Source organism: Xenorhabdus doucetiae, from assembly GCF_000968195.1.
GTDB classification, from domain to species: domain Bacteria; phylum Pseudomonadota; class Gammaproteobacteria; order Enterobacterales; family Enterobacteriaceae; genus Xenorhabdus; species Xenorhabdus doucetiae.
On sequence record NZ_FO704550.1, the window covers coordinates 4,155,621 to 4,171,039 of the forward strand.

The following is a 15,419-nucleotide window of genomic DNA, read 5'->3' on the forward strand; positions in this document are numbered from 1 at the left end:
TATGGGAAATTATTAGCATCAACTATCCTTAACTCTTATTTATGATATCAATCTCCATGATTATACGGATATATCCCATTATACGTAATCAAGAAAACGGCATTATTTTTACGATAATGCCGTTGATTAAATTTATTTTTCCGCTTTAATTTTTGCTGCCCTAAATGCGGTGAATAATGCCAATATGGGGGCAATGGAGAAGAGTAAAAATAGCCAATGAGAAGAAGATGCAGCGCCTGTTATTCCGCCAGGCTGATAAAATCCAAATAAATTGACGGTCATTCCCCCCAATGCAGAACCAAATGCCGTGGCAAATAACTGCACCGTCGTAATGGATGAACCAGCAATGCTTTTATCCTCATCACTGGAAACCTGCAAAATACGGGTCAAAAGATGAGGCCAGCCGAACCCAACCCCAAAGCCAAACAATCCCAAGCCTAAGATTACCGGCACTATTATCTGCCATTCTCCTGCCGATTGGGATGGCAGCAATGCAAGCAACAGCAACATGCCAACCAGCATGAAAACGGGGCCGCTGACAATCGCAAACCGCATCTTTGCCCCTTGCCAACTCGCACTGAGCATTTCTCCTACCGTCCAGCCCACGGCTGCGGCAGCCACCATATAACCGGAAGCCAAAGGGGATTGCCCATGCAGCATTTGCAGAAAATAGGGGACAAAAACATCGCCCGATAAGCCAATGACCAATAGCGCGATCGTCGCGAATAAAACCAGATGGGGAGAACGCAAACTCAGGGCATTTTTAGGCAGTAATCTTGTTGAAGTCCGGCGTTCATGAATGACCAATAAAGCGACCAATATCACCGCCACAACAATACCGGTAATGTTGAGCCGGATATCTTGTGACAAACTGCCAGCGGAAACCGCCAGTACCGCGGCGGATAGTAGGATCAATTGCACAAAGGGCAATGCGGTTTTGGTTTTATTCTGTGCCTCTGTTTTAGGCAAAATCCGGTAGGTAAATACCGCATAACACAGAATAATCGGCAGCATAATGCCAAAAGCGTAACGCCATGCGTTCATTTCAGCAAAAATCCCGCCAATCGCCGGCCCGATTAAAGTCGCCACGCCCCACATCCCCGATACCAGTGCCATCGCCCGAGGCCAAAGTGATTGAACAAAGACAAGATTAATCATCAAATAGGAAAGGGCAAACAGAAACCCTCCGCCAAGCCCTTGAATGGTTCTGCCAATCAGCATGACTTCCATCGTCGATGCAAGGGTACACAGTAAGCTGCCGATGAAAAAGACCAGCGCGGCAACCAGATAAGCATTTCTTGCGCCCGATGCACTCAATAATCTCGCCGAGAGAATAGAACCCATAATCGATGCCACAACAAACAATGTCGTATTCCAGGCATAGAGATTCAATCCGCCAATATCATTGACGACAGAAGGCAGGATCGTAATCGCAATTAGGGTATTCACTGCCATCAATCCCACGCCCAGTGAAAGTGCGATCGCACTCGGCGCATTTTCGCTGGAAAACAGATCCCTCCAGCGGCTTTCCTCAGTCTTTATCATCATTGTTGTCCTGACACAGGTTGAGTTGTGAAAAATCTTACGCTAAATTAAACAAGATAAACCTTGGAATAAATTAATGTCGGAATCAACAGTATGTCAAGCTCAGACTTGGAAAATAGTATAATCATTGGGCAAACCGTGAGTGATAAGCTACTAATGTTGCTAAAAACTCATGGTGCCCTACAAGCCTCTGATGCCGGCAACTTATTGGGAACAACGGGAGAAGCAGCCCGTCAGCAATTTGTCAAACTGGCTAAGGAAGGATTCGTTGAAGCAAAGTCAGAAACCAGGGGAGTCGGGCGCCCGATACAACTTTGGCATCTCACAGAAAAAGGTCATGCCAAATTTCCTGATACCCATGCAGAACTCACCACGCAGTTGATCTCGATTATTCGCAGTCAACTGGGTGAAACTGTCATGGATTTGATTATCAGCACCCGCGAAAAAGAGGCTTTTTCTCACTATAAAAAGGCGATGGAAGGGGCGACCGGGTTACTGGAGAAAGTTGAGCGTCTGGTCTCAATCCGCTGCCGGGAAGGCTATATGGCCCATTATTCGGTTGAGGAAAATGGCGCTATTTTGTTCTTTGAAAACCATTGTCCAATTTGTGCCGCCGCCAAATTGTGTCAGGGGTTTTGCCGAACAGAGATAAAACTGTTTCGGGAGATCCTGCAAGCGCATGTGGAAAGAACAGAATATATCTTAAGTGGTCACCGACGCTGTGCGTACCGTATTACCGCCCCACAAGCTTGATATCAGCATGACTTGAACGAATTTTTGAGAAAAACCTACTCAACCCAGAGTTTGCGTAGGTTTTTTATGGATAAACTGACAACTTAATCAAAGCTAAAATCGGTCAGTTCACCCTTGGTCGGCGCACCATTGGCACCCGGGCGGCTGACAACAATCGCTGCAACGCGGTTTCCGAGATCGACGGCATCGCGTAAGGACATGCCCTGAGATAATCCGGCCAACATCCCGCCACAATGGGCATCACCGGCACCAATCCGATCCTCCATCTTGACCATATAAGCAGGGACATATTCTGGCTCACGGTTGGGCTGGCATATCCATGCCCCCTCAGCACCGACACGCGCAATGAGCGTAAACCCTTGCTCATTGGCATAACGGCGGGCTTGAGTCAGGGTATCCCCTGCGCCACACAGTAAGGCAACCTCATCTTTGTTTAAGCTGAGCAGAGTTCTTTCCACGGGCAGCGCTTGAATAAATGCAGGATCGATATCAATCAGGCGAGGGCCAAAATCCAAGACCAAGGTTAGCCCTGCCGGAGAATCCAGCAGCCATTGACGCAAATCACCCGCTTTTACATTAGCCAGTTCATAGCCGCTGGCATAGAGATAACCCTGTTCAGGCAGAGGGATCGTCGCCAATCGATCTTGATGCCAGGCATCGTCACAACCCGGAACGGAGACATAGATGCGTTTGCCATCGGGCTTCATCATGGCAAAACACCAGCTATTGTCTTTGGTGGGGTGACGCAAAGTCACCTGCAACCCAAGCTGTTCCATTTCGGTTGCGACACGTTCGCCCCAACTGCCGTTGCCGACAAAAATGCCATTGATAACCGGTGCTTGCAGTCGGCACAGCGCACGCGCCACATTAAATGCACAACCCCCGACCTGCCGGTCAATTTCTTCCGCTTCCCAATATTCACTCTCATGCAGCAATTCAGGGACCCTAAGAACAATATCCCCTGTCGCCGAACCCAACACCACGACAGGCCGTTGAGACTCCTTCATTTTTTATACCTATTCAGCATCAAATACAGACCATAACAGACAAAACTAACGAAAAATGCCAGAAATAACCCAAGGCTGGAATTGGCAAAAATGCCTACTGCCCACGGGCCACTGATAAAGTCATTTTGCGTCACCGAGAAACCCGCCAATGCGCCCAGCAGCCAGCACAAGATGGGGAGCCATTTGATGCCGCCATTCGGTCCAACATAATTGAACAATTTATCCGGACAATAGCCCTGATTGCGGCGCAGTACGATGTAATCAAGCAGGAAGACGGCTTCCCACGAGGCCAGAAACACGCCGAAGAATATCAAGAAGGCGACAAACGGCCCCATGAAATCACCGGTCACAAACAGAGTATAAACCGCAACGGACAACACAATGGTGGAATCAATGGTCACCGCATGAACCCGTTTGATTTTTATGCCCAATGTCAACAAGTTCAAACTGGCGGAATAGAGGCTCATAACCGCCATGGTGACGATACCCGCAATGGCGGTCATTAAATAGGGGATCACCATCCAATCCGGCAGGATAGAGCCAATATGAGCAATGGGATTCTCTGAATTAGGCAGATCAGGTAATTGCACGGAGAGCAAGATCCCGGTAAACAGTAACAATACCAGCGGGATCATGCCGCCTGCGGTGACTGCGGTAAAAATTTTTGCTTTGGCGGCGTTTTCATGTTGATAGCGGCTATAATCGGCGCCTGTCGCTGCCCATGCAATACCACTACCGGCAGCAACCACCGAAACAGCGGGCAGGAACCCCGTTAACCAACTGCCTGACGGCATGGTTAAGACAACTTGCCATTCTGTCGTGAACAGAATATAGAACACCACCACAAGCGTCATGACACCGAAAATTTTGGTGACCCAGCGCTGCATGGTGATGACCATCTCTTTTCCCAGCAACGTGACACCAATTGACAGGGCGGCAAACAATACCATGCTGACCACCGTCAACAATGGGCTTTCACTCAGCCCGCACGCCTGAAACAATGCGGAAAGTGTCAAAGTACCGGTCACAATATTGATGGATTCCCACCCCATCGAGATGAACCAGAAAATCACTGTCGGCGCAATATTTCCCTTAATACCAAAAATCGTGCGGGAAAGCGTCAGCGTTGTAGTTCTGCCCAATTTACCGCTGAAACTGATATAGCCAACCAACGCAAAGCTGGACAGGCCAACCAGTGCCGCGAGTACGGATTGCAGAAAAGAGAGTTTAAAGGAGACGATGATGGCACCGTAAACAATGCCGAGAATGCCAATATTGGCGGCTGACCAGACCCAGAAGAGATCTAACGGTGTGCCTGTGCGTTCTGACGCAGGGACAATATCGATACCCGTGCGTTCTACCTTCCAGAACCGATGACGTTTTTGCTGTGTACTCATTATGTTTTCCATCACTGAGAAATGGCTCTGGTCATGGTGACAATGGCTCTCTTTCCCTAGGTTGGCGCAAATCACACACTTTACCGGAGTACCAAAAAATAACACCATCACCAGAGCACCACGTTCCCATATACCCTTCATCTTTCGAGCTACAGCTTTGTCAGATGTAATTCGAAACATATCGGATATACAGCTATACAGCGCCTGCCAATAGATCAGGTAGCGTCAGAAAGAAAACTTCCTCAACTCCCGATTTCTTATATAAGCAGGATTTATACTTTATCTGCCAATTAAGGCCAATGAAAGTCCAATTTTGTCATTATGTGATGCCAATCTAATTCCAATACACTCTATACCTTGCTGTACAGGCTAATGTACACTTAGGCCATCGAGTAACTGGGGTAAAAAAAATGCTGAATCACTTTGTTGACTGGGTATGCAAACAACTTGAAAAGAAAGGCAGTAGCCCTCGTTATATCCAACTGCAAAAAGCCATTGAAATGGCCATTGAAAAGCGATTATTGCATGTCGGCGAGTTTTTACCACCAGAACGCCGATTAGCTGAGCTTCTCAATATCTCCCGCGTCACCGTCAGTAAGGCAATGCAGCTTCTGGAGGAAAAAGGGGTCATCATACGCCAGCAAGGGATTGGCACTCAGGTGGTCAAACCGGGTGGTTCTTCACTCAATCAGGCAGTGGGTTTTACTTCTCAAGTGATTAAAGATGGAGGAACGGCCTCCAATTATTGGCTGTCGAGAAATATTATTCCCGCACCGGCCAAAATTGCGAAAAAATTGTCGGTTAACACCGGTGAACCTATCGCTGAACTGCGCCGCATCCGCCTTGCCAACGGGATGCCGGTTTCCCTGGAAAATACCTATATTCCCCGCCCCTATCTGCCTCATCCTGAGCGATTGGAAGGCTCCCTGTATGGGTATTGGGAGGAGCAAAACATCCATCTCACCAACGTCAATCACAAAATCAAAGCCATTGCCTGCCCTGCGGATCTGGCCATCCTGCTTAATATCGCTGAAAGCTCTCCATTGCTACAGATTCACCAAATCAGCCAGAATAACCAAAATGAGATTATCGAATTCAGCGAAATTTTGTGTCGTGGTGATATTTATCGGCTGGATTTCAATTCTCCACAAAATATCAACATCAATTATAAGCTCAAAAATGATTAATTAATTTGATTGTTTTTGGATGGACAACCCCCTTCACTTGAAGGGGGTTATTTCGCCTAATTCCTTCTTATCACTTATTATTCACGGCCTGTACCTGCCATCAAAAAACAAACTGACCGATAAGTAGCATATGATCTTTTAGCTGAGGAATTATTTACCTGCCGCCTCCAATTGCTGGTAAATATAATGCTTATAACTCTCTACCAGCGCATTATCCTGACAATCATTCAGTGCACCGTCACACAAATGGCGCATAAGCATATTGGCCTGATAAAACGCAGGAGCTGACAAACGGGCGCGTTCCAGAACCATGCCGCCAAGGAAGGAGATATCGGTCAGCTTGCCCGTGGTTATCGGCGCACCCTGTTGCAGATTATCCCGCAGCGTAAATTGGGTCACATGTGCCGGATCGGGCAGTGGAGAATGATAACGGTCAAAATTTATGTTCGGTTGATGATCCCCAAAGTAGAGGAAAACCGTCGGCTTGTCGCGATGGGCAACAAAGTCACTGAAATCCTTGATGGCAGGATCAGAAGCCGTGATTTTTTCCATGTAATGGCTAAATTTGCCCACTGCGGTCGCAGAATCAATGTTGCCGGCCAATCCATAATCATCTTGATGGCTCTCTTCATAAGGGCCGTGTTCATACATGGTCAGAGAGAAAATAAAAATCGGCTTGTCTGTCTCTTTAGCCCGTTCTTTCTCCAGAATCGTTTTCACATAAGACAACATATCTTGTGTCGAAATTTTCCATAAATTTTCTTCCATGCCGGCGGGATAGCCCAGCTCCTGTGGTTGGATAATGCGATCAACCCCCAGGGTCTTGTAAGCATGTCCCGCATGGTAAGCAGACTTATTAAATGGAGTCAGCACCACCGTGTAATAACCGTTGTCTTTCATGGCGTGGAACAGGCTGTTTTTCAGGTGATCAACGACAAAATAAAACACCGCATTTTTACGCGAACCAAAATCATCCGTATTCAAGCCGGTCAAAATGGAAAATTCGGATAACCACGTCCCGCCGCCAAAAGTCTGTACCCTGAGCGGGCTTTGGGCACTGACAGCCGCATCACGCTGGAACATGTACAGATCCGGCAATTGAACATGAGTGGGTAATTGGTAAATATGAGGATTAACGGTAGATTCCTGCAATAAGACAACCACATCAGGTTTCACCGCTGACTGAGGTTCGGGCAACGTCACTTTTTTCGCCTGCTGCAAGAAATAATCGGCCGAGGAGCCAAATTTCGGCGGCTGATATCGCGCATCGGAAGCAGACATCACCATATTGGTCACCGTTCCCCGCCCTTTCGGCAATTCATCTTGCCATTGGGTGTAGTAAGTCTTCACGGTCAGATTGATATCCCAAACCCCCACCGCCATCAACATGATACTGGCGAGACGCCATTTAATTCCTCGCGCAGGCGGCAACGCTTTCCAGCTCAATATCATGTTGAATATCAACCAGATAAACATCGCCACCACGGCAAGACCGGCCAGCCAATAATGGCGTAGTGTTTCCTGATTTGACGGGTCCAGCATAAGATTCAAATCAGAAAAAAACAGTTGCTCTTTGTAGTAATGGACTTTTATCTGGTTGAGGAATTTGAGGATGATGAACAAGGTTCCGGTTAACGCCGCCGAAAACAGCCAGCGCGCTGACACGAAAAAAGCCAGGCCAAAGATAACGCCGAATACACCGACAGACACCAGCGCGGGATAAATATCCCCGCTTTTCTCAAACACAATTATCAAAGAAGCGATTAGCAGCAATCCAAGATAAATCCTGGATATTATCTTTTTTTTCATACTCTATTGCGTCCCACACATGAGTTCAGTTTGCCAACCCGGTGAAAAATAGCACAGGTTACCCAATCTACTGCAAATAAAATGCAGCAGATTCGCTCAATGGAGACAGTAGGAATTCAGTGGAGTTCAATGATTCCAGATCGAATTGCGGATAAATTGCGTGATAAGAAGTTGGCGATATGAATAATATCCGAGTGACAACGCCTAAACGACACATCGATACTCACAGAGGTAAAAAATAATGAAACTAAAAAATAGTATTAATGATTATACCGAAGAGGAATTTCTCAAGTTATTACAAATAATTTGTGACTCAGATACAGAAACGGAAGAAGAACATAACTCTCTTATAGATCACTTTGAAGAAGTAACTGAACATCCCAGTGGCAGCGACCTTATTTATTTTCCAAAAGAAGGGGAAGATGATTCACCAGAAGGAATTTTAAAAACGGTCAAAGAATGGCAACGTAAAAATGGCAAACCGGGATTCAAACAAGGCTGATGCAAAAACACCAAAACCAGCAGATCCAAACGCAATATCAAAAAATATCTTTAATGGAGAAAGATCATGGGAATTCAATTAAATCTAGTTTGGTTCGATAGAAAAAATGAAGATTTTATTGGCGAGGAGTATTCACAGGATTTAGGGGACGATAATTCTGTCATTGAACAATGCGGATTGCCTTTACACGATACATTGAACAATGGTGTATTTGATGTATTAGATACATGGGTTCCTGTTTTACAAGGTAATTTTAAGCATTTAATTGATTTAGATAAATATTTTTATCAAATCTCATTTGATTATCGGGATTAATTCCAACCTCTCCACACCTATGTGGCTAAAAAACCCCTTCATCCCGCAAAACATGCAAATCCGCTTTCCGGCGGGTAAACCCGGTACGATCAAAATATTCCAGTATTTGGATCGCTAATTTCCGGCCAATGCCTAATTCATCGCGAAAATCGATTGCCGTTATGCCTCCCTTCATCTGATCATAGCGGCGGATTAAATCAGCAAACTGCTGGATGTACTGACGGTGGTAATAACGGTCAGGCACAATGGCAATAATCAGCCCCAATTGTGCCGCCTTGCGCAAAAGACCACGCAGGGTGGCTTCATCTTCCCCCATTTCAATTGCCAAATCGCGTACCCACCACGCTTGCGCTTTAAAATGGGGTTCCGCCTGCAACCACAAATTTTCCTGCTCCGCGGTAAACATCAATCCATGTTCAGGCAAGTGCAGCCAACCATGGGTTTGTTTTAGCGCGCCCTGTTCCAGTAGCTGATGGATAAGTTGATAAACCAGCCCGTCATCCAGTGCCGGCAAAACCATGCGTTTCAAACGCGCTTTGCCCACGCCCTGTTGATCCGAGTGTTTTTCGTGGTATTCCACGACGGCCTGCAAAAGTTTTTGTTGTGCCAGTGTCGCATGATGCTGCGAGAGTACCCAATCACCCGCAATCAACACCTTTATCCCGGCCAGCAAGCGGTTGAGCTGACTTTCGGTCAACTGGCGCGCCCATGCAAAGTGGCTGAGTGACAATGCACCACGGGTTAAAGATAAGATGAGATTTTCCGCATGCCTGCCCGTTTGTGCCAGTCGGGATAACCAATCAAGAAATTCAGGCTGCCGTTTTCCCCTGCGCGGGGAATGTAAGCTAATGACCCGCGCCCCCGCCAGCGTTCTCTTGGCACTGATATCACGCAATATCAGGCGATCATTTTCCACCAGCCACAAAGGGCGATCCAGTGTCAGTTCAGCCAATATTGGCGTATCGGCCAGCGAATTCAGGATAGAAATGCGTCCGGTGATATGGCTGGCGGCATGGTGGATATGCAGGGGTTGCCAGTTTTGCAGTGGCCGATCAGCTTCAATTTCGACTAATACTTTTTCCGCCGCAAGCGATCGGTTTTGGGATATCGGTTGCTGCGCCAACAACCAGTCGCCACGGGAAATTTGCGCTTTGCTGATATCACCGACGATATTCAATGCAATACGCTGCCCCGCCTGAGCACTCTGGGTAGGTTGATTCTGGGCATGCAGGCCACGCACTCTCACCGCTTGATCACAACCTGTCAGCCACAATGTGTCACCGACATTGATACTGCCCGCCAACGCCATCCCGGTGACAACCAATCCTGCCCCTTTAATGGTAAAAACCCGATCGATAGCCAGCCGAAAGCATTGCTGCAATTTTTCATGCTGCGGATTTTGCCGAAAAGACGAGCCATAACATTGGTAAATCGACCGTAAATGTTCCCTCAGTGGGGCGATGCCTTGATCCGTGGTGGCGGCCGTGACAAACAAAGGCACCGATTGCCAACCTTGTGCTGCCAGTAATTGCGCTATTTGTTGCCGGACTTCCTCAATCCGTACGGGTTCGACACTATCCGCTTTAGTCAGCACAGCCGTGAGAGCCGGCCGGCCGATTAAACGCAAAATAGCCAGATGTTCCCGCGTCTGCGCCATCACACCATCATCACAGGCGACAACCAGCAGGATATGATCGATGCCACCGATCCCCGCCAACATATTGGAGAGGAATTTTTCATGCCCCGGTACATCAACAAACCCCACCGAAGACCCATCCGGCTGCGGCCAGTAGGCATAACCGAGATCGATCGTCATCCCGCGTTTTTTCTCTTCCGGTAAATGGGTGGTATCGACTCCCGTAATAGCCTGAATAAGAGTGGTTTTACCGTGATCAACATGTCCCGCTGTGGCAAAAATCATGGTTACTGTGCCTATTTTTTCTTGGATGCAACAAAAAGTGAAGTATTTTAATAAATACATCTTGATGGGCGAAAAATATATATGTTTAGTGACAAAGTGAAACATCCTTAACATATTTATTTGGTGCCATCCATGATGATTTATCACATAAAAAATAGCTTTCATTTTTCAGCTTAAAATCAACATAAAAAGAAAAAAACAAACTAAAAACAAATCCTAACATGCCCATAAGTACAAATAGATTTCCTACTTGGATTCGCATAGTAAGTGCAATTTCTAAGAAAGGCGGTCAGTTGCTATAGTAGGCATCTTTCTCGCCAAAGGAAAATGCACTATGGCCTATACGCAACTGACCGAAACAGAAAGATACCAGATTTTCGGCTTAAAAGAAGCCGGTTTTACACAACGTTTTATTGCAACGTCGCTTAATCGGGCCCCATCAACAATTAGCCGGGAATTGAGACGAAACCGGGAAGCCGAGAAATATGAACCTGAACAAGCTCAGCGTAAAGCATTAGAACGCCGTCATTCTAAGGTAAAAGCCGTAAAAATCACGCCAGAGATAACAAAGTGGATAAAACAGTTAATTTGGCAAGATTTAAGTCCGGAACAAGTTGTGGGTTATCTCAAGCGGGAAGCGAAAATCTCTTTACATCATGAAACAATTTATCGATTGATTTATAAAGATAAAATAAATGGCGGTGATTTATGGCAACATCTTAGGATAGCGAAAAAACCGTATCGTAAACGCTATGGAAGCCATGAGCACAGAGGAAAAATTAAAAACAGAGTCAGTATTGATAAGCGCCCAAAAATTGTTGATAAAAAGCAGCGTATTGGGGATTGGGAAGGGGATACTATCGTTGGCAAAGATCGTAAAAGTGCCTTATTGACTTTAGTTGAACGAAAATCGTTATTTACGATCATCATTAAACTTGAAGATAAAACAGCAGAAGGTGTTGCCAAAGCGGCGACAGAACATTTATCGATGATAAAACATAAAGTTAAAACAATTACCTTTGATAACGGACTCGAATTTGCCGAACACGAACGGATCGGTAAAAATTTAGAGACAAAAATTTATTTTGCTCATCCGTATTCCCCTTGGGAAAGAGGGATAAATGAGAACATAAATGGATTAATCAGAGATTACTTCCCAAAAGGAACCGATTTTAATAAGGTATCAGAGCGGGAGGTTAACCTTGTGGCAAACCGACTAAATAATCGACCACGTAAGACACGAGATTATAAAACACCGAATGAGTTATTTACAGGAACCCCAACTCATTTACTTCGTTCATTACGGTGTTGCGCTTAATATGCGAATCCAAGTGAAACTATAATTAAAAGACTAAAAGAACATAAAGCAAAATCCCCTACACCTTATCATCCTGACACGTTTTTTAATATGTGGGGTAGATATTCTCGTGGATAATTCAAATGCTATAACTAGAGTAAGAGTATTTATAATTTCACTCATACTTATGAGTATTTCTATATTTGGAGGAATATCATCACTAGTTGATTATAAAGATTTTTTAACTAGACATGACATTGTTACATTTTCTGGTAAAACCTCTTGGTTTATTTGGTTTAGTCCTTTGTCTATGTACTTTTCATTAAAATTTGTTAAGTTCACGATAGTTAATCGTCAGGTGTCATTTAATAATAGAATAGCAACTTGTTTTACCTTTATAGGTATAATTGGGTTTGTTTTTACTTTATTATTTTCTTTTTATGTTGATTTTAAACTGAAAAATGAAAATTATTTTTTATGTGCTAAATCATCATTGATGGCACCTAATAAATATGTAAAAAACATATCTTTATGTAAATAAGCTATGATTGTTTTTAGTTGTTATCTTTAACCCACCTTTATAACAGGTGGGTTTTTAATTAATAGGTTCTGTCTTCCCATATACTATAGGATGATGTGCCAGCGGTTATATGGTTCCATGAGATGGATTTATAGTTTAAAACAACTCTTTCATGCGGCATCGCATCGAAATTATTTATAGAATGTGGATAGACACAAGACAGATCACTAATAGTTGCTTCGGTTATTTTAACTTCATAGAATAATTCTAATTGTCCAGCTTGACCGGTTCTGTAAAAAACAAAAGTACCGTTTAAAGATTCATTTGAATCTATTGCCATCGCTAATAATGGTGATGATTTATCTATTGGTTTAATAAATTGTATGGGCTGATGACTAACGTTCTGTTGTCGTGTAATGGTATGATTCAGGCTGAGAACCTGTATTTGATCCTCGTGTCCATTTTGATATCGGTTTCCTATCGAATCCAGAGTTGAACACCCGGCAGAGATGAGACCTTGTTTTTTACCGTTTAACGATAAATAAATCATATATGACATAAGATTATATTCCTAGTTTTTTAAAAAATTCAATTTGATAGGTATAACCTAACACATAAGTAAAAATTGCAATAGTAATATAAATCAGAAAATAGACATTTAAAATGTTGTTTATTATCTGCATTAAAATGACAAATAAAAAGGTGACTTAAATCACTTGGATTAGCCTAATAATCTATTGCTTTGATTATCCTGCTTTTACAGGAAAACTTGATCTGGCTCTCAATAATTAAAAAAAGCCAAATAAAAAATAGCTGAATTCGATAAAATATGATCCAAGTTTAAGAGCATTTGTTGATGATGATTATACTCGTTATATTTCAACCATACCATTCTGGTCAATTTTTCAATATATGGGATAGATACTCTCGTGGATAATGTAAGTAGATTAAAAGTATTTGTAGTCTCAGTGGTATTTATAAGTATTGCTGTGTTTGGTGGATTAGTATCAATAAGTGACTATATTTCATTTATAACCAGAAATGTAATTATTACGTTCTCAACTCAAAGTGCTTGGTTTATTTGGTTTAGTCCTTTATGTTTTTACTTTTCTCTATTGTTATTTAAGTATCTTATAACCAAAGAAAAGGTGGTCTTTAATAATAAAATAGCTTGGATTCGCATATTAAGCGCAACACCGTAATGAACGAAGTAAATGAGTTGGGGTTCCTGTAAATAACTCATTCGGTGTTTTATAATCTCGTGTCTTACGTGGTCGATTATTTAGTCGGTTTGCCACAAGGTTAACCTCCCGCTCTGATACCTTATTAAAATCGGTTCCTTTTGGGAAGTAATCTCTGATTAATCCATTTATGTTCTCATTTATCCCTCTTTCCCAAGGGGAATACGGATGAGCAAAATAAATTTTTGTCTCTAAATTTTTACCGATCCGTTCGTGTTCGGCAAATTCGAGTCCGTTATCAAAGGTAATTGTTTTAACTTTATGTTTTATCATCGATAAATGTCTTGTCGCCGCTTTGGCAACACCTTCTGCTGTTTTATCTTCAAGTTTAATGATGATCGTAAATAACGATTTTCGTTCAACTAAAGTCAATAAGGCACTTTTACGATCTTTGCCAACGATAGTATCCCCTTCCCAATCCCCAATACGCTGCTTTTTATCAACAATTTTTGGGCGATTATCAATACTGACTCTGTTTTTAATTTTTCCTCTGTGCTCATGGCTTCCATAGCGTTTACGATACGGTTTTTTCGCTATCCTAAGATGTTGCCATAAATCACCGCCATTTATTTTATCTTTATAAATCAATCGATAAATTGTTTCATGATGTAAAGAGATTTTCGCTTCCCGCTTGAGATAACCCACAACTTGTTCCGGACTTAAATCTTGCCAAATTAACTGTTTTATCCACTTTGTTATCTCTGGCGTGATTTTTACGGCTTTTACCTTAGAATGACGGCGTTCTAATGCTTTACGCTGAGCTTGTTCAGGTTCATATTTCTCGGCTTCCCGGTTTCGTCTCAATTCCCGGCTAATTGTTGATGGGGCCCGATTAAGCGACGTTGCAATAAAACGTTGTGTAAAACCGGCTTCTTTTAAGCCGAAAATCTGGTATCTTTCTGTTTCGGTCAGTTGCGTATAGGCCATAGTGCATTTTCCTTTGGCGAGAAAGATGCCTACTATAGCAACTGACCGCCTTTCTTAGAAATTGCACTTACTATGCGAATCCAAGTCACTAATCTTATATTCATTGTCTAACAGATACAAACCATACGCAACACCTAACCCGATACCAAAAACTAAAAAAGATATAACAGTAGCACTAGCAGCTGTAGCAAAAAAGACTGAAGTTACTGCTGTAACAGTTGCCTTAGCAATTTCTGTTGCTACAATTAACTTTGCTATATCCATTGTTACATTAACAAAAAAATCTGTTAGATCATATTCATCCTTAAGTAATAACTCCACTGCTCTATATGCAGCAGAAAACACAATACAGAACCTAGCCCCTGAAACAATACTACCTTCCATAGCTACAGATCCTATCCCAACCTCTATTATTTTTTTATTATCAATAAGATATCTTGTAGCCTTCAAATATCGTCTAACCTCTGGCTCACCCGATAGTTTTATATATCTTTCACCATTCCTACCAAGATATTCTACAGCCTTGACACCTTTTCCCTTTAGTTCATCTAATATATGATCAATCATTCCGATGTTTGTAGGTTTTAAATGTTTAGCCACTTTAAAAACTCCAGGGGCATCTTTTATGTTACCAGCAAAATTTGACAACACATCAGTTACTGAATAAATATCATCTCTCCATGATTTTAATGTTTCCTTAAATGATTCAACATCATGACCAAACGTTTTCAAATAAGTCATAGCTTCATCTTGAGTGATTACTGCATAATGTTCTTGGTTTTTATTTAACTTTGCTTCAATATCTTTATACCGCTGATCTTCTATTTGTTTCTTAAAATTAAGATGATCTTCATATCTATAATCATCCTCAACCCATGTTCTTAATCGTGGATCATATTTCATTTTATAACTCCCTTTACAGTATATAATTCATTTAAGTTTTGTTTATACTTTATCGGATTCAGCTATTTTTTCTTTAGCTTTTCTGAATTATTGGG

15 protein-coding genes and 2 pseudogenes are annotated in these 15,419 nt (G+C 43.0%); 8 read left to right on the forward strand and 9 right to left on the reverse strand.

Annotation, left to right across the window (positions count from 1 at the left end):
- Positions 1-132: 132 nt before the first annotated feature.
- The gene (locus XDD1_RS18185; RefSeq protein ID WP_045973225.1) at positions 133-1,545 is read right to left on the reverse strand and encodes an MFS transporter; all 1,413 of its coding nucleotides are present in this window, start codon (positions 1,543-1,545) and stop codon (positions 133-135) included.
- A gap of 93 nt (positions 1,546-1,638) precedes the next feature.
- Between XDD1_RS18185 and XDD1_RS18190 the strand changes: the two genes are divergently transcribed.
- Positions 1,639-2,298: a helix-turn-helix transcriptional regulator gene (locus XDD1_RS18190; protein ID WP_045973226.1), complete on the forward strand. Its 660-nt coding sequence runs from the start codon at positions 1,639-1,641 to the stop codon at positions 2,296-2,298.
- An 83-nt stretch (positions 2,299-2,381) separates the two neighbouring features.
- Here XDD1_RS18190 and XDD1_RS18195 read toward each other — a convergent pair whose 3' ends face one another.
- Entirely contained in the window at positions 2,382-3,305 is a 924-nt protein-coding gene (locus tag XDD1_RS18195; RefSeq protein ID WP_045973227.1) for a PfkB family carbohydrate kinase, read from the reverse strand.
- On the reverse strand, positions 3,302-4,702 hold the full coding sequence (locus tag XDD1_RS18200) for a purine-cytosine permease family protein (RefSeq protein WP_148886188.1): 1,401 nt from the start codon (positions 4,700-4,702) through the stop codon (positions 3,302-3,304). Before XDD1_RS18200 ends, XDD1_RS18195 begins: the two co-directional genes overlap by 4 nt.
- Before the next feature lie 410 nt (positions 4,703-5,112).
- Here XDD1_RS18200 and XDD1_RS18205 point away from each other — a divergent pair, with 410 nt between their 5' ends.
- Positions 5,113-5,889 carry a GntR family transcriptional regulator gene (locus XDD1_RS18205; RefSeq protein ID WP_045973229.1) on the forward strand — a complete coding sequence of 259 codons (777 nt, stop codon included), beginning with the start codon at positions 5,113-5,115 and terminating at the stop codon, positions 5,887-5,889.
- 150 nt (positions 5,890-6,039) lie between these two features.
- On the opposite strand, the gene XDD1_RS18210 is transcribed toward XDD1_RS18205, so the two are convergent.
- Positions 6,040-7,698 carry an LTA synthase family protein gene (locus XDD1_RS18210; protein ID WP_045973230.1) on the reverse strand — a complete coding sequence of 553 codons (1,659 nt, stop codon included), beginning with the start codon at positions 7,696-7,698 and terminating at the stop codon, positions 6,040-6,042.
- A 170-nt stretch (positions 7,699-7,868) separates the two neighbouring features.
- On the opposite strand from XDD1_RS18210, the pseudogene XDD1_RS20440 reads away from it, so the two are divergent.
- The 3 genes and pseudogenes from XDD1_RS20440 to XDD1_RS18220 form a co-directional block, all read left to right on the forward strand.
- Positions 7,869-7,940 (forward strand): annotated as a pseudogene (locus tag XDD1_RS20440) (HNH endonuclease signature motif containing protein); the annotation flags it as partial.
- On the forward strand, positions 7,940-8,200 hold the full coding sequence (locus XDD1_RS18215; protein WP_045973231.1) for a bacteriocin immunity protein: 261 nt from the start codon (positions 7,940-7,942) through the stop codon (positions 8,198-8,200). The pseudogene XDD1_RS20440 and the gene XDD1_RS18215, both read left to right, overlap by 1 nt.
- 66 nt (positions 8,201-8,266) lie before the next feature.
- Positions 8,267-8,515: a colicin E3-like toxin immunity protein gene (locus tag XDD1_RS18220; RefSeq protein ID WP_045973232.1), complete on the forward strand. Its 249-nt coding sequence runs from the start codon at positions 8,267-8,269 to the stop codon at positions 8,513-8,515.
- A gap of 25 nt (positions 8,516-8,540) precedes the next feature.
- Here XDD1_RS18220 and selB read toward each other — a convergent pair whose 3' ends face one another.
- Both selB and XDD1_RS19030 read right to left on the reverse strand, forming a co-directional pair.
- Positions 8,541-10,436 carry a selenocysteine-specific translation elongation factor gene (selB, locus tag XDD1_RS18225; RefSeq protein ID WP_045973233.1) on the reverse strand — a complete coding sequence of 632 codons (1,896 nt, stop codon included), beginning with the start codon at positions 10,434-10,436 and terminating at the stop codon, positions 8,541-8,543.
- 85 nt (positions 10,437-10,521) lie between these two features.
- Positions 10,522-10,656 (reverse strand): annotated as a pseudogene (locus tag XDD1_RS19030) (DUF1240 domain-containing protein); the annotation flags it as partial.
- A 114-nt stretch (positions 10,657-10,770) separates the two neighbouring features.
- On the opposite strand from XDD1_RS19030, the gene XDD1_RS18230 reads away from it, so the two are divergent.
- On the forward strand, positions 10,771-11,754 hold the full coding sequence (locus XDD1_RS18230; protein ID WP_045973234.1) for an IS30 family transposase: 984 nt from the start codon (positions 10,771-10,773) through the stop codon (positions 11,752-11,754).
- 289 nt (positions 11,755-12,043) lie between these two features.
- Entirely contained in the window at positions 12,044-12,274 is a 231-nt protein-coding gene (locus XDD1_RS19035; RefSeq protein ID WP_231854532.1) for a DUF1240 domain-containing protein, read from the forward strand.
- A gap of 58 nt (positions 12,275-12,332) precedes the next feature.
- On the opposite strand, the gene XDD1_RS18235 is transcribed toward XDD1_RS19035, so the two are convergent.
- On the reverse strand, positions 12,333-12,812 hold the full coding sequence (locus XDD1_RS18235; protein WP_045973235.1) for an Hcp family type VI secretion system effector: 480 nt from the start codon (positions 12,810-12,812) through the stop codon (positions 12,333-12,335).
- Positions 12,813-13,242: 430 nt separating this feature from the next.
- On the opposite strand from XDD1_RS18235, the gene XDD1_RS19040 reads away from it, so the two are divergent.
- Positions 13,243-13,455, forward strand: coding sequence for a DUF1240 domain-containing protein (locus XDD1_RS19040; protein WP_231854533.1), 213 nt, complete (start codon positions 13,243-13,245; stop codon positions 13,453-13,455).
- Here XDD1_RS19040 and XDD1_RS18240 read toward each other — a convergent pair.
- Both XDD1_RS18240 and XDD1_RS18245 read right to left on the reverse strand, forming a co-directional pair.
- Positions 13,438-14,421: an IS30 family transposase gene (locus tag XDD1_RS18240; protein WP_045968892.1), complete on the reverse strand. Its 984-nt coding sequence runs from the start codon at positions 14,419-14,421 to the stop codon at positions 13,438-13,440. The genes XDD1_RS19040 and XDD1_RS18240 overlap by 18 nt on opposite strands.
- 54 nt (positions 14,422-14,475) lie before the next feature.
- The gene (locus XDD1_RS18245; RefSeq protein WP_052705752.1) at positions 14,476-15,324 is read right to left on the reverse strand and encodes a hypothetical protein; all 849 of its coding nucleotides are present in this window, start codon (positions 15,322-15,324) and stop codon (positions 14,476-14,478) included.
- Between the last annotated feature and the right edge of the window lie 95 nt (positions 15,325-15,419).

Bases quoted from the DNA above. Each gene is read 5' to 3' on its own strand.
- XDD1_RS18185 (WP_045973225.1), bottom strand. From the start codon at position 1,545: ATGATAAAGACTGAGGAAAGCCGCTGGAGGGATCTGTTTTCCAGCGAA.
- XDD1_RS18190 (WP_045973226.1), top strand. From the start codon at position 1,639: ATGTCAAGCTCAGACTTGGAAAATAGTATAATCATTGGGCAAACCGTG.
- XDD1_RS18195 (WP_045973227.1), bottom strand. From the start codon at position 3,305: ATGAAGGAGTCTCAACGGCCTGTCGTGGTGTTGGGTTCGGCGACAGGG.
- XDD1_RS18200 (WP_148886188.1), bottom strand. From the start codon at position 4,702: ATGAGTACACAGCAAAAACGTCATCGGTTCTGGAAGGTAGAACGCACG.
- XDD1_RS18205 (WP_045973229.1), top strand. From the start codon at position 5,113: ATGCTGAATCACTTTGTTGACTGGGTATGCAAACAACTTGAAAAGAAA.
- XDD1_RS18210 (WP_045973230.1), bottom strand. From the start codon at position 7,698: ATGAAAAAAAAGATAATATCCAGGATTTATCTTGGATTGCTGCTAATC.
- XDD1_RS18215 (WP_045973231.1), top strand. From the start codon at position 7,940: ATGAAACTAAAAAATAGTATTAATGATTATACCGAAGAGGAATTTCTC.
- XDD1_RS18220 (WP_045973232.1), top strand. From the start codon at position 8,267: ATGGGAATTCAATTAAATCTAGTTTGGTTCGATAGAAAAAATGAAGAT.
- selB (WP_045973233.1), bottom strand. From the start codon at position 10,436: ATGATTTTTGCCACAGCGGGACATGTTGATCACGGTAAAACCACTCTT.
- XDD1_RS18230 (WP_045973234.1), top strand. From the start codon at position 10,771: ATGGCCTATACGCAACTGACCGAAACAGAAAGATACCAGATTTTCGGC.
- XDD1_RS19035 (WP_231854532.1), top strand. From the start codon at position 12,044: ATGTACTTTTCATTAAAATTTGTTAAGTTCACGATAGTTAATCGTCAG.
- XDD1_RS18235 (WP_045973235.1), bottom strand. From the start codon at position 12,812: ATGTCATATATGATTTATTTATCGTTAAACGGTAAAAAACAAGGTCTC.
- XDD1_RS18240 (WP_045968892.1), bottom strand. From the start codon at position 14,421: ATGGCCTATACGCAACTGACCGAAACAGAAAGATACCAGATTTTCGGC.
- XDD1_RS18245 (WP_052705752.1), bottom strand. From the start codon at position 15,324: ATGAAATATGATCCACGATTAAGAACATGGGTTGAGGATGATTATAGA.